Source organism: Pantoea sp. FN0307 (assembly GCF_050113815.1).
In the GTDB taxonomy this organism is placed as follows: domain Bacteria; phylum Pseudomonadota; class Gammaproteobacteria; order Enterobacterales; family Enterobacteriaceae; genus Mixta; species Mixta alhagi.
Window position 1 is genome coordinate 500154 of record NZ_JBNJSO010000001.1, and the last position, 23492, is coordinate 523645.

Here is a 23492-nt window from a genome sequence, read left to right on the forward strand (position 1 = left end):
GTGCCTGTTTCCCGAACGCGGTACATATAGCAGCAAAATGAGAGCTACCTCTCAAAATGCCGTAACAATAAAATGCTCGCTACGCGCTTTTGCCATCTGGTCAGGCTGTGATCGGAGGCAGCGAACCGCGAGCATCAGGTGCCCTGGGGATTGCATTTGAACACTTTACAATTGTCGATTGTACATCGCTTACCACAAAGCTACCGTTGGGCTGCCGGAATGGCTGGCGGGGCGATAGAACTGAATACGCTGGCGGCCGATGACGATTTGATTGGTTTGCGGCTGCTTAGCCATGATGGTGCGCCCGCCTGGGAAGTGATGCAGAAAATGCGCGCCATGCTGGCGGAAATCCAGGTGGAATGTGCCATTGTCGAGTGGCAGGGCGAGCCCTGTCTGTTTGTGCAGCGCAGCGATGAAAGCGCTGCTACGGTACGCCTGAAAAATCAGGGCGTGGCGATTGCCGAAACCTTTACCGCTCAGTCGCTTTGATTCGGTCACTCCGGTCATTTGGCTAGCTATCGGCCGGATAGTGATACTGATAAGGCGCTGCGGTGCCTCTGCTAATCCGCCGTTTGCGCCAGCGTTAACAATTGCCTCGTATATTCCTGCTGCGGTGCGGCAAAAACCGCAGCGCAATCTCCCTGCTCAACCACTTCGCCCTGACGCAAAACCACCACCTGATGGCACAGCGAACGCACCACCTGCAAATCGTGGCTGATAAAAATGTAGGCCAGGCGATGCTCTTGCTGCAGCTTTTTTAACAGCTCCAGGATCTGCTTCTGCACCGAGCGATCCAGCGAGGAGGTTGGCTCATCGAGGATCACCAGTTCAGGTTGCAGGATCAAGGCGCGGGCGATAGCAATGCGCTGACGCTGACCGCCGGAAAATTCCGCCGGATAACGATGTCGGGTAGCGGGATCGAGCCCGACCTCCTGCATTACCTGAATTACCTGCTCTTCACGCTGCTGCGCCGTAAGCGCCGGACGATGTACCTGTAAACCTTCTTCAATAATCTGCACCACGTTCAGGCGTGGGTTCAGCGAAGAGTTAGGATCCTGAAAAACCACCTGTAGCCGGGGCCGCCAGGGCAGCATTTGCCGACGGCTAAGATGCTGTAGCGGCTGACCTGCAAAGTTAATCTCGCCCTGCGAGGCGATGAGCCGCAGCAGCGCCAGACCGGTTGTGCTTTTCCCGGAGCCAGATTCGCCCACCAGCCCCAGGCTTTCCCCGGGCCGCAGGGTAAAGCTGAGGTTCTTTAATGCCTGATATTGATGCGTGGTACGGCGCAGCAGCCCGCGTTTTACTGCAAAAGCCACCTGCAACTGATTCACCTGCAGAAGCGCGGGCTGGCTTTGGTCAACCGGTGCGGGACGTCCGGTCGGCTCCGCATCGATCAGCTTACGCGTATAGGGATGCTGCGGCGTCGCAAACAGCCGATCGCAGCGATTATGCTCTACGCCTTTACCGTTTTGCATCACGCTGACGCTATCGGCCAGTTGGCGAACAATATTCAGGTTATGAGTAATAAACAGCAGGCCCATATTCAGCTCGCGCTTCAGCTCTTTCAGCAGCGTGAGGATCTGCGCCTGCACCGTGACATCCAGCGCGGTGGTTGGCTCATCGGCGATCAATAAATCTGGCTGGGTCAGCAGCGCCATCGCAATCATAACGCGCTGACGCTCGCCACCGGAAAGCTGATGCGGATAGTCAGCCAGGCGCGCACGCGCGTTACGGATGCCAACCCGATCAAGACAGCTTAGCATTTCAGCGCGCGCCGCCTCGCGTCGCATGCCCCGATGCAGCGACAGCACCTCATACAGCTGTTTTTCCAGAGTATGCAATGGGTTAAGCGACACCATCGGTTCCTGAAAAATCATGGCCATGCGGTTGCCGCGCAGCCGCTGTAGCGTGCGTTCATCGGCGCGCAGCAGATCCTGCCCTTCGAACAGGATCTCACCCTGCGGCCAGACCACCGGCGGTGACGGCAGCAGACGCATCACTGAAAGCGCGGTAACGCTTTTGCCGGAGCCAGATTCGCCGACCAGCGCCAGCGTTTCGCCCGCTTCGACCCTAAGCGAAAGGTCATCCACCACGCGTTGCTCGGTAGCGCCGTGGCGAAAAGCGATGCTGAGATGATTGATGCTAAGCAGGGGAAAAGACATATCAGGAGACCTTAGCGGGATCGAATGCGTCACGTACCGCTTCGCCGATAAAAATCAGCAGCGACAGTAAAATAGCCAGAGTAAAGAAGCCCGCCAGACCGAGCCAGGGCGCCTGCAGATTGTTTTTCCCCTGCAGCAGCAGCTCGCCGAGCGAAGGAGAGCCGAGCGGCAGGCCAAAGCCCAGGAAATCGAGCGAGGTTAAGGTAGTGATTGAACCACACAAAATAAACGGCAGCCAGGTCAGGGTCGCGACCATCGCATTGGGTAAAATATGGCGCAGCATAATCCGGCTGTCGCTGACGCCCAGCGCGGTTGCCGCCCGAATATAGTCAAAGTTGCGTGTGCGCAAGAACTCGGCGCGCACCACGCCGACCAGGCTCATCCAGCCAAATGCCACGGTAATTGCCAGCAACCACCAGAAGCCGGGCTGGACAACGCTGGAAAGCAGAATAATCAAAAACAGTGTCGGCATACCGGACCAGATTTCAATAATACGTTGACCAAACAGATCCACTTTGCCGCCAAAATAGCCCTGCATCGCGCCCACCGTAATGCCGATAACGCTGGAAATCAGCGTCAGCATCAGGCCAAACAGCAGAGAAATGCGCGTGCCGTACAAAATGCGCGCCAGCACATCGCCGCCGTTGGCGTCGGTACCCAGCCAGTTTTGCGTAGAGGGCGGAGAAGGGAAGGGGACTTTCGTGGCAAAATTAATGGTGTCGTCATCAAAGCGGATCGGCGCCCACAGCGCCCAACCATCCTGCGTCAGACGCTGTTTCAGCCACGGATCCTGATAATCTGCGGCGGTAGCAAAAGGACCACCGAAATCGCTTTCGCTATAGTTAAACAGCAGCGGGGCATACCAGCGATCCTGATAATGCACCAATAGCGGCTTGTCGTTAGCCAGCAGTTCCGCGCCCAGACATAGTATAAAGATCAGCGCAAACAGCCACAGCGACCAGTAGCCGCGACGATTTTGCCTGAAGCGCTGCCAGCGCGCCTGGTTTACCGGACTTAAACGGCTCATTATCGTCCCTCAAAGTCGATGCGAGGATCGACCAGCGTATAGGTAATATCGCTTAAGATATTGAGCAGCAGGCCGATCAGGGTAAAAATATACAGCGTACCAAACATCACCGGATAGTCGCGCTGGATGGTGGCGTCATAGCCCAGCAGGCCCAGACCGTTAAGTGAAAACATGACTTCAATCAGCAGCGAGCCGGTGAAAAACATGCTGATAAATGTGGCGGGGAAACCGGCGATAACCAACAGCATGGCGTTGCGAAATACATGCCGGTAGAGAATTTTGTTTTCATCCAGCCCTTTTGCACGCGCGGTCACCACATACTGTTTACGTATCTCATCCAGAAAGGAGTTTTTTGTCAGCATAGTTAAGGTGGCGAAGCCGCCGATTACCGTCGCCACTACCGGCAGCGTAATATGCCAAAAGTAGTCAGCGATCTTTTCATACCAGGGCAGCGTAGCAAACTGCGGCGACGTCAGGCCGCGCAGCGGAAACCAGTCCAGATAACTGCCGCCGGCAAACAGCACAATCAGCATGATGCCAAACAGAAAGGCGGGGATCGCATAACCAATGATAATCAGGGTGCTGCTCCAGACATCAAAGGCGCTGCCGTTGCGTACCGCTTTTTTAATACCCAGCGGAATCGACACCAGATAAATAATCAAAGTACTCCACAGGCCAAGCGATATCGACACCGGCAGGCTCTCTTTAATCATCTGGATCACCGAGGCGCTGCGGAAAAGACTGTCGCCGAAATCAAAGCGAATATAGTCCCACAACAGGTTGAAATAGCGCTCGTGTAGCGGTTTATCGAAACCGTAACGTTTGGTGATCTCGGCGATGACTTCAGGATCGAGGCCGCGCGAGCCGCGATACTGGCTATCGCCCGGCGAGCTGTTAAGTATTGCCCGGCTGCTTTCCGCGCCGTTGCTGCCGGGCAGACCGGTGGTCTGGCCAAACTGCGCGTTAGCCAGCGCCTGTTCTACCGGGCCGCCGGGCGCAATCTGCACAATAAAAAAATTCAGCGTGATGATCGCCCAAAGCGTGGGGATAATCAGCAGTAAACGACGAATCAAATAAGCGCCCAAATTGACTCCTTAACGCCGCTGGGCCGGCAATTTTTCAGCCTTGTTCACATCGTACCACCAGTTCTCCAGCCCGACGGAAAAGGCAGGCGTTATTGTGGGATGTGAAAATTTATTCCACCAGGCGTAGCGGTCACTGGCACCATACCACATCGGGATCATGTAATAGTTCCACAGCAGGATGCGGTCCAGCGCGCGTCCTAACGGCAGCAGTGCCGCCTTATCGCCCTGATGCGCCAGAATACGATCGATTAACGCATCCAGCACCGGACTTTTTATCCGTGGCCGGTTCCAGCTGGAATCGATAAACGGCGACTGCCAGAGCTGGCTAAGGCTGCTGTTTGGCCAGGGCGTGGCGTAATACTGGCCTGGCGTCATATCATAATCACCACCTCGCAGCCGCCGTAAATATTGCGAGCTGTCGACCCGGCGAATATCTACGGTAATGCCTAAACGCTTAAGACTGTGCTGGAAGGGGAGCACCCAGGCGATATTACCACCGCTCGGCAGCAGCAGTTCAAAACGAAACGGCTGTCCGGCGCTGTTAACCAACTGCTGATTTTTAAGCTGCCAGCCCGCCTGCTTCAGCAGCGCCAGCGCTTTGAGCAAGTTGGCGCGATCGTAGCCGCTGCCATCGCTGCGCGGCGGCTGATAACGCTCGCTGAATACCTCATCCGGAATTTGGCCTTTATACGGCGCGAGGATCGCCAGTTCCGCAGCATCCGGGTAGCCGCGTGCGGCATATTCGGTATTCTGGAAATAGCTGCTGCTGCGTAAATAGGCACCATAAAACAGCGCCTTGTTCATCCATTCGAAATCAAAGGCCAGCGTTAACGCCTGACGCACCCGACGGTCACTGAACAGCGGCTTTTCATTATTAAATGCCAGCCAGGCCGTGTCGGTGGTGACCTGATTCGGTCGCGCCTCTTTCACGATCTGTTGCTGCTCGAAACTGCTGCCACGGTACTGGGTCGCCCAGTTCTTGGCCGAGCCTTCAGCGCGGAAATCTGAGGCGCCCGCTTTAAAGGCCTCAAAGGCGACATTGTCATCCAGGTAATAGTCGTAGCGGATGGTATCGAAATTAAAGCGGCCTTTGTTTACCGGCAGATCGGCGGCCCAGTAATCTTTAACACGCGAATAGGTAATATACTGGCCAATTTTATAGGCGCTGATACGGTAGGGGCCGCTGGAGAGCGGCGGATAGCCCAGCGGCTCGTTGAATTTACGCGACTGCCAGAATTTCTCCGAGAGCACCGGCAGGTTAAACAGCCCCAGCATCAGGCTTTTATCCGCTTTCGGCAGCTCAATGCGCACCGTCAGCCGCGAAATCGCTTTTACCGTAACGCCTTTATAGACCAGACGAAATGAGGTTACGCCTTCGGTCATAAACTTTTCAAAGGTAAAGGCGACATCCTGCGCGGTAATCGGCGAACCGTCATGAAAGCGGGCGCGGGGATTGAGTGTGATCTCCGCCCACTTAAAATCGGCGGGATAGCGTGCATACTCCGCAATCAGTGGATAGTAGCTGCCGAGCTCATCGTCAGAGGTGGCGAACAGCCGATCGTACAGCGTAATGGTTCCTTCACCGGGATAGCCGCGAGAGGCAAAGCGGTTGAAGTTATCGTAATTACCTATCACCGCCAGGGTAATTTTACCGCCTTTCGGCGCAGCCGGATTAGCGTAATCATAATGGGTAAAATTTGCGTCATATTTTGGCTCGCCCAGCTCGGCGAAAGCGTGGCCTTCCTGAATGACTTCGGCCCACGCAGCAGGCGCTGCGCCAATAGCAAGAGCCAGTATAAGCAGACGAAGTAACATTAAATCGGTTATCTCCCGAACAAACAGGCGGCGCGGTGGCCGCCGTCAAGAACCAGCGGGCTAAGCATCGGCTCGATCGGCCTGCTGCTTTTGCAAATATTGGATAAGCTGCTCAGGCGGTAACGGGCGGCTAAACAGATAACCCTGCATATGGGTCACGCCGCGCTTAATCAGCCAGGCGGCCTGCTCCTCCGTCTCTACGCCTTCGGCAACGGTTTTCAAGTTTAGCTTACGCGCCAGCGTCAATACCGCATCCAGTACTGGTGAAGTAACCGTTTCCATGCCGATACTTTGCACGAAACCACGATCGATTTTCAAATAGTCAAAGCTGAATTTCTCCAGATAGATCAGCGCGCTATGACCGGTGCCAAAATCATCAATCGCGATGGTGATCTGCTGTTCGTGCAGCCAGTCAAATACTGCCGCCGCCTTTTGCCCGGCAACCATGGTGCGTTCGGTTATTTCAAATACGTAATCAAAATGCGCAGGCGGCATGCTGGCAATCCACTCGTTCACATCCTGGCGAAAGCCTGGGGCAGAGAGATGCCCCGGCGCAATATTCAGCCCCATCGTAGCACCCGGTGGGAGATGGCAGCAAAGCAGCCGGGCATCCTGCGCGACCAGCCTGAACAGATGGCGCGTCAGCGGGACGATCATGTTCTGGCTTTCGGCATAGGTGATAAAGGCATCAGGCGGAATAGGACCGGTTACCGGATGCGTCCAGCGTAGCAGAGCTTCCAGCCCGTAGACGCGACCGGATGCCGCTTCGATCAACGGCTGATAAACCACGTGAAACTCATTACGTTTAATGCCCAGCAAAATCTCTTTGCCGGGGCGCAGACGCACTGAAAAGAGTAGCCAGCTGACCGACGCCACTATCATCGCCAGCAGCAGGCCAGCCAGTAACACGAAAGCGATATCGCGTACCGAGAGTTCTTCACCGTACAGATAGAAGGTCAACGCGTAACCCGGCACGCTAAACTGACGCAGGGCGGTAGCGGGCAGCGCCATGCGCGGAATTAGCTTATTACTCCAGGTGAGCAGCGCCTTATCGCCTGATACGATTGCCAGTCCATCCAGGCTCTCCTGGCTCGCTGCCAGCAACAGCAAAGGCGTCATATTAACATCCAGCGTGGCGAGTATGCCTTGACTGGCAACACTGGGATGCTGTAGCCACAGCAAAATCGCAGGCTGATGGGGAAGCATGGGCGTGCCGCCGACCAACGCAACATCATATGGACGCGACAGCACCAGCGAGGAGGAAAAATTACGCACCGGTAGCAGAAAAGCGCCGGTAGCCGATGAACACCAGGCCTGACCGTCGCGCACCAGCATGATAGTGCGAATATCGTTGATAAAGGCTGCGCGCGAGGTAAGTATGCTACCGACGCGCTGACAGCTATCGTTAGTATACTTAAGTAGCGGCAGCAGATTTTTCTGCAGATTATTAAACAAATTCTGCATATAAACCTTGCTGGCATTGGCCAGCCGATCATGTTGCTGCGCCCGCTTGTGCTGAATAATAAACAGAGTAGCGGTGCTAAAAATAAGAAAGAAAATGAGACCCGCAACGGTACTGATCCAGGCTATCCGGCGCGGATGATCCGCTTGGCGCTTTATAACTTTGGACAATGGCATTGGGCATAATCTCCCGCTTTAGCCTTTTTTATAGTGAGAATTAGTACAGCCAGTATCTGGTAATAAGAAACGGAGAATATAACGAGTGAGGCTGTATGTCTTGCTATTCTGGAGTAAAGGTTTTTAGCAGGGCATTTTTTCCAAAAGCTGTGTATTCAGGGCGAAAAAAACGCTGCCGGGGCAGCGTTTTTAATTGCTCATTAATATCAAACTTCAGGGAGAAGAATTAACTTTGTGTTCGGCTCAATACGCGTCGTGCTTCGCGATAACGATTTTTCCAGTATGAATCGTTGAGACTGGAGATCATGACACCGCTGCTGGTCGAAGCATGGACAAAATTGTCGTTGCCCAGGTAAATCCCTACGTGGCGGCCGGTAGAGCCCGCCCGGAACAGCACCAGATCGCCAGGACGCAGCTTGGTACGCGCCACCTCACGGCCAGTATCTTTTTGCTCTGAAGTTGAGCGCGGCAGATCAAGACCGAATTGTTCACGGAAAGTGAGTTGTACAAATGCGGAACAATCAATGCCACGTTTAGTGGTACCGCCTAAACGATAACGCACGCCTTTCCAGTCGGCATATTGTTCCAGAATGCGCGATTTAATATCGACATTCTGCACCATTTGTTCAAATTCATCCTGAGACGCTTGAAGTAAAAAACCATTCTGGTTATTCACTGCATGGGTCTCAGTTTGCGCATTTTGTCCGTGATGACCACTACATGCTGAGAGTAATGTCGCCAGCGCGACAGCAGGGATTACCCGCAAGATATATCTCAGAAACGGTTGAGATTTGACCATTGTGTTTATTATCCCTTGAAGTCCTTACGACCGGAGGTCGCTGATTAATGAGCAAAACGGCACGAGATTAAATACTCCCAGCACATAAGACAATTTCTGAATCTTTAAAATGTGTGAATACGCACATTTTTTATTTACAGAAGCGTACATTACGTACGACTTTTGCCTGGCTGTGGCTGAGGTTAACCGATTGCAAGCCGCATGGCGAGTGGTTTTACGCACTTTTTTATAGGTTTTTTTGATGTGAAATCAATACATAACCATTTGGCTACTTTATCGACAACTTTGTGCAAATAATGGCGGGATTAAAGGGGCTTTAACCGGTCAATTTATCGGATAGCGGCATTTTTCAGAAAAAACAGGCTGGACAAGCAGGGCCGCCCGCCAATATTCAGGCCGGGCGGTCATCACTATTTCTTTTACGTCGCTAATTAGCAGACTCATTACCAGGAAATAAAAAAGCCCCGTCGGCAATAACCAGACGGGGCTTTTCACGGTTTCGACACGCGCAGGCAAAAGGTTAGCGCGGCAAACCGGGTTTATATTTGCCGGGCAGGGTGCGCCAGAGCCAGTTAACCAGCGCATCGCTGGCCGGCGTTATCAGCCACCAGCTCAACCCAACCAGCACCACCGAGAGCGAACCTACCGCAACATCGGTAAACCAGTGCGCGCCCGCCATAATGCGCGGCAGCGAAAACAGCACCACAATAACCAGCGCAATGGCAAAAGCCCTTTTGCCAAAGTAGCGCAGCATAAAGCAGGCAAAGATCATCAGCATCATGCCGTGATCGCCCGGGAAGCTGTCTTTGGAGGCATCCTTGGCAGGAATGCCGGTCAGCTCGCTTACACGATAAGCCTGCTCAAAAAACAGCGTCGGGCTGCTGTGTTTTACCGGCAGCAGATGGCCGAGCTGGTTGAGCACCACCGCCGTCAACAGCATGCAGATACCGATCGCCAGCATACGGCGACGCTCTTGCGGCGTTTCACGCAGCCAGTACGACCAGTACAGCAGGCCCATCGCCAGCAGCGATACCGCATCAAAGCCGCGATAATTAGTGATCGCCAGCAATAAGGCAAACGCATGACTGGTGGCCATATGCTGGTTAAACCAGAGAAAAATCGCGCTGTCGATGCTGAACCAGGCACCGTGATGTTCAGGCACGAACCAGGATAAAAACAGCGCCACCCCAAGTAAGTTCAGCAGCAGAATAATCGCCAAACGTTTTGCGTTCATAGGGAACTCACAGCAAAGGTCAAAAATAGCGACATAGCCTAGGTATTATCGCTTAAACGGAGCTTCAACAACTCGCTTTGTAGCTGATTCCAGTCCGCTTCACTGTCGTGAATAATTTCGATCCGGCTATCCGGCGGCGGCGCCTGGCGCGTCTCGATATGGAAATCGGCACCCTGACGATTAATGCTGACCGCGCCTTCAGCGATGCGCATAACCCCTTTAACGCGGGTCACCGGAGCCAGGCGCGCCCACTCAAGAATGCCGATGGTATCGAACAGCGTATCGCTGTCAAAAGCCCAGCCGCAGGCGTAATAGCCCTGGCCCTGATTAAAGGCGCGACGCCAGCGCGCATTGCGATCGAGACGTAGCGCTGAGAGCCCTGAACCAAGGTGACTATGCTGATGCGCCTCGCTCTGCGGCAGCGTACGCAGATTACGGCGCGGTTGCGCCAACAGCGCCGGATCGATGCGGCCATACTCGGTGGAGACCAGCAGGCGACCTGCCAGCGCCTCCGCCTGCCACTGCGCCAGTGCCTGTCGATCTTCTTCCTGCCAGCGATCCTGCTTGTTGGCGATGATAATATCCGCCGCGGCCAGCTGATCGCGGAAATTTTCATTGGTCCATACGCGCGCATCGCTTAGCTGACGCGGATCCAGCAGCGCCAGCGAAGCCTGAAGCGTCAGCCAGGGCTGGTAAACTTCGGCGCTCAGCATATCCAGGATCTGTTTGGGATGACCCAGACCGGTGGGTTCGATCAGCAGGCGATCAAGCTGATGCTGACGTAGCAACATATTAAGCCCTACCTGCATGGGCAGACCATTAACGCAGCACATGCAGCCGCCGGGGATCTCTTTTAATACCGCGCCGCTTTCGGCCAGCAGCGCGCCATCGATACCGATTTCACCAAACTCATTTACCAGGATGGCCCAGTTTTCGCCTTCTGGTTTCTGCGCCAGCAGATGCAGCAGCGTGGTAGTTTTGCCGCTGCCAAGAAACCCGGTAATCAGGTTGACCTGGATCATGGAGATCTCCTTTTATTGATTAATTCGCCTTCTGCTGCTGCTGCAAACTAACGAAATGCCGTTAATGATATATTTAACCGGCAATAAACCATCAGGGGCGCGATAATCATGAAATACCGCATCGGCTTGACCTTAATATTAACGCTGTTATCCCTTTCTGCTCACAGCAGCGGAACCCTTATGTTTCATGGCGGCCTGGAGGAGCCAGGCTGCAATATCGCAGTAGCGCAGGGCACATTAAACAGCGAGTGTTATCGTCAGGGTCAATGGTTGCGTCAGTCTCAGCCGTTAGCGCACCTTACCCGCAGCGATCTGGCGGAGAAAAGTGTGCAAGCCCAGCTTATCTGGCTGGATAACCAGCAGCAGCGGGGACTGATTATCGTCAGCTATCAGTAACAACCAAATGTTATAATGTAACATTTGGTTTGGTGAAAGACAGAGCGGAATTTTAGTCAGCGCGACCCATATAGCGGCGCTCCGCAATATGAATACGGATTTTGTCGCCGTTACTAAGATATTCCGGCACCTGAATAGATAATCCGGTTGCCATCACGGCGGGTTTGGTACGTGCGCTGGCTGAAGCGCCTTTAATGCCTGGCGAAGTATCCACAATTTCCATATCAACGGTCTGCGGCAACTCAAGCGCCAGCACCTGACCATCCATCGTCAGCACTTGCATACCCGGCATCCCGCCTTCAGGAATGAACAGCAGCTCTTCTTCGATTTGCTCTTTTTTCAGGATGTAAGGGGTGTAGTCCTCTTCATCCATAAACACATATTCATCGCCATCGACATAAGAAAAGGTTACCGAGCGGCGAACCAGAGAGATAGCGTCAACGATATCGTCGCCTTTAAAACGTTCTTCTACTTTCATACCGGTACGAATATCGGTAAAACGCATTTTATATAAAGTTGAGGCGCCGCGTGCGCTGGGGCTTTGAATATCAATGTCTTTAACCAGCAGCAGCTTGCCGTTCCAGGTCACGGCCATACCGCGTTTAATTTCGTTAGCTTTTGGCATCTACATTCTCTCTGCATCGTATAGTTAAGAATCGCGACAAAGTACTCCCGGCCAGCAGAACAGGCAAGATCCTGCAGCGATTTTTAACGAGTCAGATAGCAATTCATGAAACGGGCTGCTATTGTCGCGAGGTTTTCAGCGGGGGAATGTTATGGAATGTCGTAGCGGTTGTGGGGCCTGCTGTACAGCGCCGTCCATCTCATCACCCATTCCCGGCATGCCGCAGGGCAAGCCGGCCAATACGCCCTGTATTCAGCTGGATGCCCAACAGCGCTGTAAAATATTCGGCTCGCCGCTGCGCCCTAAAGTCTGCGCTGGTTTGCAGCCTTCCGCTGAAATGTGCGGCCCCTCCCGTGAGCAGGCGCTTACCTGGCTGTTAACACTGGAAGCAGCCACCGCCCCCTGAAAATATCCCTGCCTGTTCGCCTTTCCTGTGGTCTTTTACCGCCTCTTATTCTTATCAGCTGATGCTTGCTGAAGCTGAACGATAAAGCACCTTTGCCGTCAGCGCTATTTTCAGCTTTGCAGCAGAATTATTCTGAAAACGTAAATGAAATGTGCGTTGCTTCAAAAATATGCTACGTGGATTCAGACATAACTTGCGTGTCAACGCTACTCTGTACCAAACTGATTGAAACGTTTCAGCGTTATCTCGCAAGTAAAGTTGGCATGGGGTAACGCTTTTTTTCTCAATACAGCTGAAACGATTCAATTTCGGCAGGAGAGGAGAACTATGTTCCAGCTCGATATCAAGGCTATCCATCCAGGGCAGACAGCCAGTAATAAAGAAGAGGCCATTCGCCAGGTCGCCGCAGCGCTGACTGCCGCAGGCAATGTAGGCGAAGGGTATGTCAACGGCATGCTGGCCCGCGAACAACAAACTTCAACTTATCTGGGCAACGGCATTGCAATCCCTCACGGCACCACCGACACCCGCGACCTGGTTCAGCAGACCGGCGTGCAGGTGTTTCAGTTTCCGCAAGGCATCGTCTGGGGCGACGATCAAACCGCGTATGTGGTAATCGGTATCGCCGCCCGTTCCGACGAGCATCTGGCGCTGCTGCGTCAGCTTACCCATGTGCTGAGCGATGATGATGTTGCCGCGCAATTAAGAACCACCAGCTCTGCCGAAGAACTGCGCAGCCTGCTGATGGGTGAAAAGCAGGGCAGCGAATTCAAATTTGATACCTCGCTGATTGCCGTTGATGTCAACGCCAGCGATTTAATGACGCTACAGGCGCTCAATGCGGGCCGACTGCAGCAGGCGGGTGCGGTTGATGCACGTTTTGTCGCGCAGGTTATTGGCGCGAAGCCGCTGAACCTTGGCCAGGGCATCTGGCTGAACGACAGCACCGAAGGCAATCTGGGCAGCGCCGTAGCGGTCAGCCGCGTCGCGCAGCCTGTTGTTGTTGATGGTGAAACCGCAGCGATGCTGGTGACCGTGGCGGTGGCTGATGATAAGCCGCTGCAGGTGCTTAACTATCTCAGCGATCTGCTGCTGAAAAATAAAGCGGAGCGTCTGCTGAAAGCGGATGCCGCTGGCGTGCTGGCGCTGTTAACCAGCGAAGTGGATGAACAGGCGGAAGTGCTGACGGCGGAATTTATTATCCGCAACGAACATGGTTTGCATGCCCGACCGGGCACCGCGCTGGTCAGCGTGATCAAGCAATTCAACTGTGATGTCACGATCACCAACCTTGACGGCAGCGGTAAGCCAGCCAATGGTCGCAGCCTGATGAAGGTGGTGGCGCTGGGTGTGAAAAAAGGACATCGCCTGCGCTTTACCGCCAGCGGTGAAGATGCGCAGCAGGCGCTGAATGCGATTGAAGAGGCCATTAACAGCGGCCTTGGCGAGGGGGCAGCATGAGCAGACGCGTTGCAACCATCACGCTAAATCCGGCCTATGACCTGGTGGGATATTGCCCGGAAATTGAGCGTGGTGAAGTTAACCTGGTGAAAACCACCGGGCTGCATGCCGCCGGCAAAGGCATTAACGTGGCGAAAGTGCTGAAGGATCTGGGCATTGATGTCACCGTTGGCGGTTTTCTGGGTAAAGAGAATCAGGACGGCTTCCAGCATCTGTTTAGCGAACTGGGTATCGCCAACCGTTTCCATGTGGTGCCGGGCCGCACGCGTATCAACGTTAAGCTTACCGAGAAAGATGGCGAAGTCACCGACCTGAACTTTTCCGGTTTTGACGTGAGCGCGCAGGACTGGGAGCGTTTCACCACTGATTCCCTGACCTGGCTTGGACAGTTCGATATGGTTTGCGTTAGCGGCAGCCTGCCGGCTGGCGTTGCGCCGGAAGCCTTTACCCGCTGGATGAGCGATCTGCGTGCCCAGTGTCCCTGCATTATTTTTGACAGCAGCCGCGAAGCGCTGGTGGCAGGACTGAAAGCTGCGCCCTGGCTGGTGAAACCAAACCGCCGCGAGCTGGAGATCTGGGCCGGACGCAAGCTGCCCACGCTTGAAGATGTTATTGAAGCTGCGCATGCGCTGCGCGAGCAGGGCATTGCTCATGTGGTGATTTCGCTGGGTGCGGAAGGCGCGCTGTGGGTCAACGCCTCCGGCGAGTGGATCGCCAAACCACCGGCCTGTGAGGTGGTCAGCACCGTGGGTGCGGGCGACTCCATGGTAGGCGGGCTGATCTACGGCCTGCTGATGCGCGAATCAAGCGAACATACGCTGCGCCTGGCGACGGCGGTTGCCGCGCTGGCGGTCAGCCAAAGCAATGTGGGCGTTACCGATCGTACTCAGTTGGCCGCGATGATGGCGCGCGTCGACCTGAAACCCTTTAACTGACAGCAGGAGAGGTAGAATGAAAACGCTGCTGATTACAGATCCTTCGCTGGGGCTGGCCTCCGGTTATATGGCAAAACAACTTATCACGGCGGCGGCGGGCAATGCTGGCCTGACGCTGGTGGAAAATCCTGCTGATGCTGAACTGGTGATTGCGCTGGGCAGCAAGATGCCTGCTGACAGTGCGCTGAACGGCAAAGCGGTATGGCTGGGCGAGGCGGCGCAGGCGGTACGCGATCCGCAGGCTTTCCTTGCGCGCGCCAAAGCAGAAGCAAAACCCTGGCAGGCTCCGGCTGTGGAACCGATTGCGGCTCCGGCGGCAACCGCCGACGCCGCTGCGACAGGCGCAAAACGCATTGTGGCGATCACCGCCTGTCCAACCGGCGTAGCCCATACCTTTATGGCTGCCGAAGCGATTGAAACCGAAGCGAAAAAACGCGGCTGGTGGGTAAAAGTGGAAACACGCGGTTCGGTTGGGGCGGGTAACCCAATTACCCCGCAGGAAATTGCCGATGCCGATCTGGTGATCGTGGCGGCAGATATCGAAGTGGATCTGGCGAAATTTGCCGGTAAGCCGATGTACCGCACCTCTACCGGCCTGGCGCTGAAGAAAACCGCGCAGGAGTTTGACAAGGCGCTGGCTGAAGCGCGGCCTTATCAGCCGAAAGGCAATCAGTCGGGCGCGTCCAGCGACGGCGAGCAGAAAGAGCGCGCCGGGGCCTATCGTCACCTGTTGACCGGCGTTTCCTATATGCTGCCGATGGTCGTGGCGGGCGGTCTGTCAATTGCGCTTTCCTTTGCTTTTGGTATTACCGCGTTTAAAGAGCAGGGCACGCTGGCGGCGGCGCTGATGCAGATTGGCGGCGGCACCGCTTTTGCGCTGATGGTACCGGTGCTGGCAGGCTTCATCGCTTTCTCTATCGCTGACCGTCCGGGCCTGACGCCGGGTTTGATTGGCGGGATGCTGGCCAGTTCAATTAACGCCGGTTTCCTTGGCGGGATTATTGCCGGTTTTATTGCCGGTTATGCCGCCAAATTCCTGAGCAGCAAAGTAAAGCTGCCGCAGAGTATGGAAGCGCTGAAACCGATTTTGATTATTCCGCTGGTAGCAAGCCTGATTACCGGCCTGCTGATGATTTACGTGGTGGGTACGCCGGTCGCGAAAATCATGGAAGGTCTGACGCACTGGCTGGGCAATATGGGCACAGCGAATGCGGTGCTGCTGGGCGCAATCCTTGGCGGTATGATGTGTGCTGATATGGGCGGGCCGATTAACAAAGTCGCCTATGCCTTTGGTGTGGGATTGCTGAGTTCGCAAACCTATGCGCCGATGGCGGCAATTATGGCTGCCGGTATGGTGCCGCCGCTGGCGATGGGCGTTGCGACGCTGCTGGCGCGCCGGAAATTCAACAAGGGTCAGCAGGAGGGCGGTAAAGCGGCGCTGGTGCTGGGGCTGTGCTTTATTTCCGAAGGGGCTATTCCGTTTGCCGCTCGCGATCCAATGCGCGTTCTGCCGTGCTGTATCATTGGCGGCGCGGTGACGGGTGCCATCTCCATGATGGTAGGCGCAAAACTGATGGCGCCGCACGGCGGTCTGTTTGTGCTGTTGATCCCGGGCGCGATCACCCCGGTGCTGGGTTATCTGCTGGCGATTGCGGTAGGTACGTTGCTGGCTGGCGTCTCTTATGCGGTGCTGAAGCGCCCTGAAGCTGAGCTGGTAAAAGCCTGATTAACCGGTTCACGTTGTTAAAAAGCCAGCCTTCGGGCTGGCTTTTTTTATAGCGCCTGCATTCAAAGTGTGGGAGTGCCTTCAGAAGCAAGCTGCTGCGACTTCAGCCAGGCGATCTCATCTTTCCAGATATCGGGATTAATGGTTTCCAGGATCAGCGGAATATGGTCAAAGCGGCTATCTTTCATCAGCCAGCTAAACACGGTTTTGCCAATATTGCCTTCACCCAGGCTGTGATGCCGATCGACGCGGCTGGCATAGGCGCTTTTCGCATCGTTCAGATGCATACCGCGCAGATACTGAAAGCCCACAATGCGTTCAAACTCGGCGAAAGTCGCCTCGCAGTCCGCTTCGGTGCGCAGGTCGTAGCCGCCAGCAAACGCATGACAGGTATCAATACAGACACCAACGCGCGACTTATCTTCTACCCGATCGATAATCGCCGCCAGATGTTCAAAGCGATAGCCCAGATTACTGCCCTGGCCTGCCGTGTTTTCAATCACTGCGGTAACGCCGGTGGTTTTATCCAGCGCAATATTCACCGACTCAGCAATACGCTGCAGACACGCATCTTCGTCAATCTGGCTGAGGTGGCTGCCGGGATGGAAGTTAAGCAGGGACAGCCCCAGCTGTTCGCAACGTTGCAGCTCATCGATAAAGGCGTGGCGGGATTTCTCCAGCGGCTCTTCCTGCGGATGACCGAGATTAATTAAAAAGCTGTCATGCGGCAGGATTTGACCGCTGCTATAGCCGTACTTTTCGCAGGCGCTGCGAAAGGCGTCGATGGTCGCAGTGGATAACGGCGCTGCCCGCCACTGCCGCTGGTTTTTGGTAAACAGCGCAAAAGCGGTTGCCTCCAGTTCATGAGCGCGTAACACCGCCTGTTCCACACCGCCCGCCGCACTGACATGCGCGCCAATAAATTTCATGCTGTTCTCCTGTTAATGGCCTGCCTGAGCAGGCAGGCCATGATAACTGATGCGCCTATGGCATGAAATGGTGAACCAGCAGGTTAATGGCACCGCCGCCCAGCAGTAGCCAGATAAACAGCATCAGGCCCAACAGCAGCGGGCGCATGCCTGCCTGTTTAATCGCGCTCAGGCGCGTCGTCAGCCCCAGGGCAGCCATCGCCATCGCCAGCAGCAGCGTATCGAGCTGGTTAATAAACGTAATCCAGCCAGCAGGCAGCAGATGGAAGGAGTTAAACAGCGTCACCGCAATAAACATCAGGGCAAACCAGGGAAACGGCACGGCGCTTCGCTGCGTCGAAGAGTGCGGGCTCTGGCGCTGGATCCAGGCGGAGAGCAGCAGCAGAAACGGTGCCAGCATCATGACTCGCAGCATTTTGGCGATGACCGCTGCGTTTTCCGCCTCCGGGCCGATCGCGTGGCCCGCCGCAACCACCTGCGCCACCTCATGCACCGTCGAACCGGTATAAATGCCGAACTGCGTCATGGTCAGCGCAGGAAACAGCTGCTGCGCCAGCGGCCAGAGCAGCGGCCAGATAAAAATTGCCAGCGTGCCGAACAGCACTACGGTAGCGATCGCCACCGCCACCTTTGCCGCCTGCGCTTTGACCACCGGTTCGGTTGCCAGCACGGCGGCGGCACCGCAGATGCTGCTGCCTGCGCCGATCAGCCAGCAGCTCTCGCGATCCAGCCCCAGCCAGCGACGGCCAAGCCAGCAGGCCAGCAGAAAGGTTGAGCTTAGCGTCAGCGCATCAATAACGATGCCGCTGATGCCCACGCCTGCAATCTGCTGGAAGGTAAGACGAAAACCGTACAGGATAATCCCCAGCCGTAGCAGACGCTGTTTCGCCAGCAGCACGCCGCTATCGCACACAGCGTGAAGATGCGGATAAAGGGTATTGCCCAACAGCATGCCCATAACGATCGCCAGCGTCAGCCCGCTCAGACCCAGCGCGGCGAAGGAAGGCTGATTGCCCAGCGTCAGCGCAGCGGCAGCCATCAGGCCGGTCAGCAGCAGCCCAGGTAAAAAACGTGCTGGACGATAGTGCGGTTTTGTCAGGGTTAACTCAGCCATATGCAGATTCCTTTTTTCCTGTAAGGCAAGTGTGCGCCGCGCCTGGCTTAAAAGTGAAATTGATTATATATTTATTATCAATCGGAATAAGTAATATAGGCGGAGGTGAAAGTGCTGTTTAATCGTCTACGTCGCTGGGTGCGGCTTATTAAAAAAGATGCGCTTACGCTATGGTTCGCCTGTCGCGACCCTCATGCGCCTCTGTGGTTAAAGCTTTTTACCGGGGGGCTGGCGGTTTATGCGGTTAGCCCCATCGACCTGATCCCTGATGTAATGCCCATTGTGGGATGGCTGGATGATGCGGTTATCGTACCGTCGGGTGTGATGCTGCTGTTGCGCCTGATGCCAACGCAGGTACGCGCCCGCAGCGAGGCCAACGCTGAGCTACGCCAGCGGCAGGGTAAAAAAATGATGAGCAGCAGCCTTATTATTTTGCTGCTGTTTTGGCTGGCGCTGCTGATGTGGGGCGTCAGGCATTTTGTGACGTAAAGGACAATCGATGCATATTACGCTGCGTCAAATAGAAGTATTTACCGAGGTGCTGAAAAGCGGTTCTACTACCCAGGCTTCACAGCAGCTGGCGCTTTCGCAGTCGGCGGTCAGCGCGGCGCTGGCCGACCTGGAGGGGCAGCTGGGCGTGCAGCTATTCGATCGCGTGGGCAAGCGGCTGGTGGTAAACGAACATGGCCGTCTGCTCTATCCACGCGCGGTAGGGCTGCTGGAGCAGGCGACCGATATTGAACAGCTGTTTCGCGAAGACAACGGCGCGATTAGGCTGTACGCCAGCAGCACCATTGGCAACTACCTGTTGCCGGGAATGCTTGCCGCCTGGCGACGCGACTATCCGCAGCTGCCGCTGGAGCTGAGCGTGGGCAACAGTCAGGATGTGATCAATGCGGTGGCCGATTTTCGCGTGGATCTTGGGCTGATAGAAGGGCCCTGCCACCTCAGCGACATCATCAGCGAACCCTGGCTGCAGGATGAGCTGGTGGTGTTTGCCGCGCCTGATACGCCGTTGCGCCAGCAGCCGGTCACGCTGGAGAGCCTGGCCGCTGCGCCCTGGATCCTGCGTGAGCACGGCTCGGGCACGCGTGAAATCGTGGATTATCTGCTGCTCTCGCACCTGCCGCATTTTCAGCTGGCGCTGGAGCTGGGCAATTCTGAGGCGATCAAGCATGCGGTACGGCACGGGATGGGCATTAGCTGCCTATCGCGGCGGGTGATTGCCGAACAGCTGGAAACGGGCTCGCTGGTGGAAATCAAGGTGCCGTTGCCAACGTTGTCGCGTACACTTTATCGTATCCATCATCGGCAGAAGCATATCTCCAAGGCGCTGAGCCGCTTTCTGAGCTATTGCCGGGAGTAAGCAACGGGCACGGCTAATAATCCAACGCGGATCATGAAGGTAACTTATAACGCAGGGTTATCACTATACTTGACCCGATGAGTTGCTACAATCGCGCCTCTTTTCACCCCATTTACAGCGTTTAAATATGGTTCAGGATAAAAAAACAACACAACCACCTGGGTTGCAGCGTGCGCTAAAAGCGCGCCATCTGACAATGATCGCTATCGGCGGATCTATCGGCACCGGGCTGTTTGTCGCCTCTGGCGCGACGATCTCGCAGGCGGGGCCTGGCGGTGCGCTGCTCTCCTATGCGCTTATCGGGCTGATGGTTTACTTTTTGATGACCAGTCTCGGCGAACTGGCGGCGTTTATGCCGGTTTCCGGCTCTTTCTCCACCTATGGTGCCAAATATGTCGAAGAAGGGTTTGGCTTCGCGCTTGGCTGGAACTACTGGTACAACTGGGCGGTTACCATCGCCGTTGACCTGGTGGCATCACAGCTGGTGATGAGTTACTGGTTCCCGGATACGCCGGGCTGGATCTGGAGCGCACTGTTCCTCGGCCTGATGTTCCTGCTGAACTATATTTCAGTAAAAGGCTTTGGCGAGGCGGAATACTGGTTCTCACTGATCAAAGTCACCACCGTGATTATCTTTATCATTATCGGCGTGCTGATGATGATTGGTATTCTGCGCGGCGGAGAGAGCGCTGGCTGGCAAAACTGGCAGATTGGCGAAGCACCTTTCGCTGGCGGTTTTTCGGCAATGATTGGCGTGGCGATGATTGTCGGCTTCTCTTTCCAGGGGACTGAACTGATTGGTATCGCGGCGGGCGAGTCGGAAGATCCGGCAAAAAATATTCCGCGCGCGGTACGTCAGGTGTTCTGGCGTATCCTGCTGTTTTATATCTTCGCCATTCTGATTATCAGCCTGATTATTCCTTACACCGATCCCAGCCTGCTGCGTAACGATGTAAAAGATATCAGCGTTAGTCCGTTTACGCTGGTGTTCCAGCATGCCGGTCTGCTGTCGGCGGCGGCGGTTATGAACGCGGTGATCCTGACGGCGGTGCTGTCGGCGGGCAACTCCGGGATGTACGCCTCGACGCGCATGCTGTTTACCCTTGCCAGCGAAGGCAAAGCGCCGCGTATTTTCGCTAAGCTGTCGAAAAACGGCGTGCCGCGTAACGCGCTCTATGCCACCACCGTGGTAGCGGCGCTCTGCTTCCTGACCTCAAAATTTGGTAACCAGCAGGTTTACCTGTGGCTGCTGAATACTTCCGGGATGACTGGCTTTATCGCCTGGCTGGGCATTGCCATCAGCCACTATCGCTTCCGTCGCGGCTACGTGGCGCAGGGACATAAGCTGGAAGACCTGCCTTACCTGTCCGGTTTCTTCCCGCTGGGGCCGATTTTCGCCTTTGTGCTCTGTTTGATTATTACACTCGGTCAGAACTATCAGGCTTTCCTGGCGGACACCATTGACTGGTACGGCGTGGCTGCTACCTATATCGGCATTCCGCTGTTCCTGATCATCTGGTTTGGCTACAAGCTGGTACGCCGCAGCCGTTTCGTACGCTATCGCGATATGGAATTTCCACGCTTCGGTGAATAACGGTTAATGCCGGGCAAATAAAATAAAGGCGCGACGAAAGTTGCGCCTTTTTGTTATCTGGTACGATGCCACAAATTGCATTGATAACCATTATCGTTTGTTTTATTGTTCCAGCCCTTACCGTTGGGCCTGCGGCCAGCGGCGGAGCAGGGCGGCGCGCAAACTTTATTGCGGCTCTACTAACGCAAGGGACACAGCCCGCCCGCGCCGGAAATAACGGACATTGACAGGATTTAACATGAGTGTGACACCCGAATCCGCCCACTATGCCAGCGCTAAACCGCCTGAGCAGGTGATGGGACGCTACCGCCAGCTGTTACGGCACCGCCTGATGATGATGGGCCTGTTGCTGCTGGCTATTCTGGCCTCGCTAATCGTCGATTTTACCCTTGGCCCTTCCGGCCTGACGCTGGAGACACTCTGGCATACTTTGCTGCAGCCGGAGAGCGTAGATGCCGGAACACGAGTCATCGTGTGGGAAATCCGTCTGCCCTATGCACTGATGGCAGTGGTGGTGGGCCTGGCGCTTGGCCTGGCCGGTGCGGAAATGCAAACCATCCTGAATAATCCGCTGGCCAGCCCGTTTACGCTGGGCGTTTCATCCGCAGCGGCGTTCGGTGCCGCGCTGGCCATTATTCTCGGCATCGGCATTCCCGGTATTCCCGATCAGTGGTTTATCTCCGGCAACGCTTTTGTCTTTGCGCTGTTTGCTGCGCTGATGCTGGATGGCGTCACGCGCTGGACGCGGGTTGCCACCTCCGGCGTGGTGCTGTTTGGTATTGCGCTGGTGTTTACCTTTAATGCTCTGGTCTCCATGCTGCAGTTTATAGCCAGCGAAGATACGTTGCAGGGGCTGGTGTTCTGGACCATGGGCAGCCTGGCGCGCGCCTCCTGGGAAAAGCTGGGTATTTTAAGCGCGGCGGTGCTGCTGCTGCTGCCGTTCTCCCTGATGAGTTCATGGAAGCTGACCGCGCTGCGCCTTGGTGAAGATCGCGCTATCAGCTTTGGCATCGACGTGCGTCGTCTGCGTCTCGGCACGCTGCTGCGTATCAGTATCCTTTCGGCGCTGGCGGTGGCTTTTGTCGGACCGATCGGCTTTATTGGCCTGGTTGCGCCGCATATCTCCCGGCTGATATTCGGTGAAGATCACCGCTTCTATCTGCCTGCCAGCGCGCTGACCGGCGCGCTGGTGCTGTCGATGGCCTCTGTGGCTTCCAAAAACCTGATCCCGGGCATCATTATTCCGGTCGGCATCGTTACGTCGCTGGTCGGCGTGCCGTTTTTCCTGACCATTATTCTGCGTCATCGGGGGAATGTCTGATGGAAGGCTTACAAATCCGTGCGTTTCACACTGGCTATCCGAAACGTAAAGTCATTGAAAACCTCAACGTTCCCCGACTGCCGCGCGGCAAAATCACCGTGCTGCTGGGGCCAAACGGCTGCGGTAAATCAACGTTGCTGCGTTCCCTGGCTGGCCTGAATCAGGCCCAGGGCGAACTCTGGCTTAACGGTGAAGAGTTAATGGCGCTGCCGTTTGCGCGCCGTGCGGAAAAAGTGGTTTATCTGCCGCAGTCGCTGCCGGCGGGCGTGCATTTACATGTGCTGGAATCCATTATTGTTGCTCAGCGCGCCTCCGGAGGTTACGGCGCCAGCGCAGCCAGCGAAGCGGAAGTCATGGCGTTGCTGGAACAGTTGGGTATTGCGCATCTGGCATTAAGCTATCTTGATCAGCTTTCCGGCGGGCAAAAACAGCTGGTGGGATTAGCGCAATCATTAATTCGACGTCCGCAGCTGTTATTGCTGGACGAACCGCTAAGCGCGCTCGATTTAAATTATCAGTTTCACGTAATGGATTTAGTGCGGCGGGAAACCCGGCTGCGAAATATTGTTACCCTGGTTGTGGTTCACGACATTAATATTGCGCTGCGCCATGCAGAGCATGTATTGATGCTGCAGCAGGGCAGGTTAATTGCTGATGGTGAACCGGAAACGGTCATTACTGCGGAAAGCCTGGCCAAAGTATATGGCGTGCGCGGCCGCATTGAGCGCTGCTCACAGGGTTCGCCGCAGGTACTTATTGACGGACTGGTAGCGGAACCCGGCCTGTAAGCCATCCAGCCCTTATTTAAAGCGCTAACACAACGGCGAATAAATAAGG

General features: G+C 55.4%; 22 protein-coding genes. 11 read left to right on the top strand and 11 right to left on the bottom strand.

What is annotated here, in order from left to right:
* Positions 1-156 precede the first annotated feature (156 nt).
* Positions 157-489 carry a YejG family protein gene (locus ACQE3Z_RS02315; protein WP_085072322.1) on the top strand — a complete coding sequence of 111 codons (333 nt, stop codon included), beginning with the start codon at positions 157-159 and terminating at the stop codon, positions 487-489.
* Positions 490-560: 71 nt separating this feature from the next.
* Here the strand turns inward: ACQE3Z_RS02315 and yejF are convergent, their stop codons facing one another.
* The 8 genes from yejF to ACQE3Z_RS02355 form a co-directional block, all read right to left on the bottom strand.
* On the bottom strand, positions 561-2162 hold the full coding sequence (gene yejF, locus ACQE3Z_RS02320) for a microcin C ABC transporter ATP-binding protein YejF (RefSeq protein ID WP_426971949.1): 1602 nt from the start codon (positions 2160-2162) through the stop codon (positions 561-563).
* Between the two features lies 1 nt (position 2163).
* Positions 2164-3189: an ABC transporter permease gene (locus tag ACQE3Z_RS02325; protein ID WP_426971950.1), complete on the bottom strand. Its 1026-nt coding sequence runs from the start codon at positions 3187-3189 to the stop codon at positions 2164-2166.
* The gene (locus ACQE3Z_RS02330; RefSeq protein WP_426971951.1) at positions 3189-4274 is read right to left on the bottom strand and encodes a microcin C ABC transporter permease YejB; all 1086 of its coding nucleotides are present in this window, start codon (positions 4272-4274) and stop codon (positions 3189-3191) included. The genes ACQE3Z_RS02325 and ACQE3Z_RS02330 overlap by 1 nt, the downstream gene beginning before the upstream one ends.
* Before the next feature lie 9 nt (positions 4275-4283).
* Positions 4284-6089 (bottom strand): extracellular solute-binding protein, encoded by a 1806-nt coding sequence (locus tag ACQE3Z_RS02335; RefSeq protein ID WP_426971952.1) that lies wholly within the window; start codon positions 6087-6089, stop codon positions 4284-4286.
* Positions 6090-6149: 60 nt separating this feature from the next.
* A complete protein-coding gene (locus ACQE3Z_RS02340) occupies positions 6150-7727 on the bottom strand; it encodes a cyclic di-GMP phosphodiesterase (protein ID WP_426971953.1) in 1578 nt (525 codons plus the stop codon).
* Between the two features lie 226 nt (positions 7728-7953).
* Positions 7954-8526 carry a bifunctional murein DD-endopeptidase/murein LD-carboxypeptidase gene (mepS, locus tag ACQE3Z_RS02345; protein WP_426971955.1) on the bottom strand — a complete coding sequence of 191 codons (573 nt, stop codon included), beginning with the start codon at positions 8524-8526 and terminating at the stop codon, positions 7954-7956.
* Between the two features lie 520 nt (positions 8527-9046).
* Positions 9047-9760, bottom strand: coding sequence for a phosphatase PAP2 family protein (locus ACQE3Z_RS02350; RefSeq protein WP_426971957.1), 714 nt, complete (start codon positions 9758-9760; stop codon positions 9047-9049).
* A gap of 38 nt (positions 9761-9798) precedes the next feature.
* Positions 9799-10782 (bottom strand): CobW family GTP-binding protein, encoded by a 984-nt coding sequence (locus ACQE3Z_RS02355; protein ID WP_426971958.1) that lies wholly within the window; start codon positions 10780-10782, stop codon positions 9799-9801.
* 180 nt (positions 10783-10962) lie between these two features.
* On the opposite strand from ACQE3Z_RS02355, the gene ACQE3Z_RS02360 reads away from it, so the two are divergent.
* Positions 10963-11178, top strand: coding sequence for a hypothetical protein (locus tag ACQE3Z_RS02360; protein ID WP_426971960.1), 216 nt, complete (start codon positions 10963-10965; stop codon positions 11176-11178).
* A gap of 52 nt (positions 11179-11230) precedes the next feature.
* On the opposite strand, the gene yeiP is transcribed toward ACQE3Z_RS02360, so the two are convergent.
* Complete coding sequence (gene yeiP / locus ACQE3Z_RS02365; RefSeq protein ID WP_426971962.1) at positions 11231-11803, bottom strand: elongation factor P-like protein YeiP; 573 nt, start codon at positions 11801-11803, stop codon at positions 11231-11233.
* 151 nt (positions 11804-11954) lie between these two features.
* On the opposite strand from yeiP, the gene ACQE3Z_RS02370 reads away from it, so the two are divergent.
* The 4 genes from ACQE3Z_RS02370 to fruA all read left to right on the top strand — a co-directional run bounded on the left by ACQE3Z_RS02370 (position 11955) and on the right by fruA (position 16331).
* Positions 11955-12209, top strand: a complete 255-nt coding sequence (locus ACQE3Z_RS02370) for a YkgJ family cysteine cluster protein (protein WP_426971963.1) — start codon at positions 11955-11957, stop codon at positions 12207-12209.
* 327 nt (positions 12210-12536) lie between these two features.
* The gene (gene fruB, locus ACQE3Z_RS02375) at positions 12537-13670 is read left to right on the top strand and encodes a fused PTS fructose transporter subunit IIA/HPr protein (protein WP_426971964.1); all 1134 of its coding nucleotides are present in this window, start codon (positions 12537-12539) and stop codon (positions 13668-13670) included.
* Positions 13667-14605 carry a 1-phosphofructokinase gene (gene fruK, locus ACQE3Z_RS02380; protein ID WP_085071091.1) on the top strand — a complete coding sequence of 313 codons (939 nt, stop codon included), beginning with the start codon at positions 13667-13669 and terminating at the stop codon, positions 14603-14605. The genes fruB and fruK overlap by 4 nt, the downstream gene beginning before the upstream one ends.
* Positions 14606-14621: 16 nt before the next feature.
* Complete coding sequence (gene fruA / locus ACQE3Z_RS02385; protein ID WP_426971965.1) at positions 14622-16331, top strand: PTS fructose transporter subunit IIBC; 1710 nt, start codon at positions 14622-14624, stop codon at positions 16329-16331.
* 62 nt (positions 16332-16393) lie between these two features.
* Here the strand turns inward: fruA and nfo are convergent, their stop codons facing one another.
* Both nfo and ACQE3Z_RS02395 read right to left on the bottom strand, forming a co-directional pair.
* The gene (nfo, locus tag ACQE3Z_RS02390) at positions 16394-17260 is read right to left on the bottom strand and encodes a deoxyribonuclease IV (protein WP_426971966.1); all 867 of its coding nucleotides are present in this window, start codon (positions 17258-17260) and stop codon (positions 16394-16396) included.
* A gap of 55 nt (positions 17261-17315) precedes the next feature.
* Positions 17316-18374 carry a YeiH family putative sulfate export transporter gene (locus ACQE3Z_RS02395; protein WP_426971967.1) on the bottom strand — a complete coding sequence of 353 codons (1059 nt, stop codon included), beginning with the start codon at positions 18372-18374 and terminating at the stop codon, positions 17316-17318.
* Between the two features lie 111 nt (positions 18375-18485).
* Between ACQE3Z_RS02395 and ACQE3Z_RS02400 the strand changes: the two genes are divergently transcribed.
* The 5 genes from ACQE3Z_RS02400 to ACQE3Z_RS02420 all read left to right on the top strand — a co-directional run bounded on the left by ACQE3Z_RS02400 (position 18486) and on the right by ACQE3Z_RS02420 (position 23443).
* On the top strand, positions 18486-18863 hold the full coding sequence (locus ACQE3Z_RS02400; RefSeq protein ID WP_426971968.1) for a YkvA family protein: 378 nt from the start codon (positions 18486-18488) through the stop codon (positions 18861-18863).
* 10 nt (positions 18864-18873) lie between these two features.
* Positions 18874-19740 carry a DNA-binding transcriptional regulator YeiE gene (gene yieE / locus ACQE3Z_RS02405; RefSeq protein ID WP_250650380.1) on the top strand — a complete coding sequence of 289 codons (867 nt, stop codon included), beginning with the start codon at positions 18874-18876 and terminating at the stop codon, positions 19738-19740.
* Positions 19741-19867: 127 nt separating this feature from the next.
* Positions 19868-21334: an amino acid permease gene (locus tag ACQE3Z_RS02410; protein WP_250650379.1), complete on the top strand. Its 1467-nt coding sequence runs from the start codon at positions 19868-19870 to the stop codon at positions 21332-21334.
* Positions 21335-21572: 238 nt separating this feature from the next.
* Complete coding sequence (locus ACQE3Z_RS02415; RefSeq protein ID WP_426971969.1) at positions 21573-22655, top strand: FecCD family ABC transporter permease; 1083 nt, start codon at positions 21573-21575, stop codon at positions 22653-22655.
* A complete protein-coding gene (locus ACQE3Z_RS02420) occupies positions 22652-23443 on the top strand; it encodes an ABC transporter ATP-binding protein (RefSeq protein ID WP_426973035.1) in 792 nt (263 codons plus the stop codon). The genes ACQE3Z_RS02415 and ACQE3Z_RS02420 overlap by 4 nt, the downstream gene beginning before the upstream one ends.
* The last annotated feature ends 49 nt before the right edge of the window (positions 23444-23492 follow it).

Bases quoted from the DNA above. Each gene is read 5' to 3' on its own strand.
- yieE (WP_250650380.1), top strand. From the start codon at position 18,874: ATGCATATTACGCTGCGTCAAATAGAAGTATTTACCGAGGTGCTGAAA.
- ACQE3Z_RS02415 (WP_426971969.1), top strand. From the start codon at position 21,573: ATGAGTGTGACACCCGAATCCGCCCACTATGCCAGCGCTAAACCGCCT.
- ACQE3Z_RS02410 (WP_250650379.1), top strand. From the start codon at position 19,868: ATGGTTCAGGATAAAAAAACAACACAACCACCTGGGTTGCAGCGTGCG.
- fruB (WP_426971964.1), top strand. From the start codon at position 12,537: ATGTTCCAGCTCGATATCAAGGCTATCCATCCAGGGCAGACAGCCAGT.
- fruA (WP_426971965.1), top strand. From the start codon at position 14,622: ATGAAAACGCTGCTGATTACAGATCCTTCGCTGGGGCTGGCCTCCGGT.
- nfo (WP_426971966.1), bottom strand. From the start codon at position 17,260: ATGAAATTTATTGGCGCGCATGTCAGTGCGGCGGGCGGTGTGGAACAG.
- ACQE3Z_RS02325 (WP_426971950.1), bottom strand. From the start codon at position 3,189: ATGAGCCGTTTAAGTCCGGTAAACCAGGCGCGCTGGCAGCGCTTCAGG.
- ACQE3Z_RS02370 (WP_426971963.1), top strand. From the start codon at position 11,955: ATGGAATGTCGTAGCGGTTGTGGGGCCTGCTGTACAGCGCCGTCCATC.
- mepS (WP_426971955.1), bottom strand. From the start codon at position 8,526: ATGGTCAAATCTCAACCGTTTCTGAGATATATCTTGCGGGTAATCCCT.
- ACQE3Z_RS02340 (WP_426971953.1), bottom strand. From the start codon at position 7,727: ATGCCATTGTCCAAAGTTATAAAGCGCCAAGCGGATCATCCGCGCCGG.
- ACQE3Z_RS02355 (WP_426971958.1), bottom strand. From the start codon at position 10,782: ATGATCCAGGTCAACCTGATTACCGGGTTTCTTGGCAGCGGCAAAACT.
- ACQE3Z_RS02350 (WP_426971957.1), bottom strand. From the start codon at position 9,760: ATGAACGCAAAACGTTTGGCGATTATTCTGCTGCTGAACTTACTTGGG.
- ACQE3Z_RS02335 (WP_426971952.1), bottom strand. From the start codon at position 6,089: ATGTTACTTCGTCTGCTTATACTGGCTCTTGCTATTGGCGCAGCGCCT.
- yejF (WP_426971949.1), bottom strand. From the start codon at position 2,162: ATGTCTTTTCCCCTGCTTAGCATCAATCATCTCAGCATCGCTTTTCGC.
- ACQE3Z_RS02360 (WP_426971960.1), top strand. From the start codon at position 10,963: ATGTTTCATGGCGGCCTGGAGGAGCCAGGCTGCAATATCGCAGTAGCG.
- fruK (WP_085071091.1), top strand. From the start codon at position 13,667: ATGAGCAGACGCGTTGCAACCATCACGCTAAATCCGGCCTATGACCTG.
- yeiP (WP_426971962.1), bottom strand. From the start codon at position 11,803: ATGCCAAAAGCTAACGAAATTAAACGCGGTATGGCCGTGACCTGGAAC.
- ACQE3Z_RS02395 (WP_426971967.1), bottom strand. From the start codon at position 18,374: ATGGCTGAGTTAACCCTGACAAAACCGCACTATCGTCCAGCACGTTTT.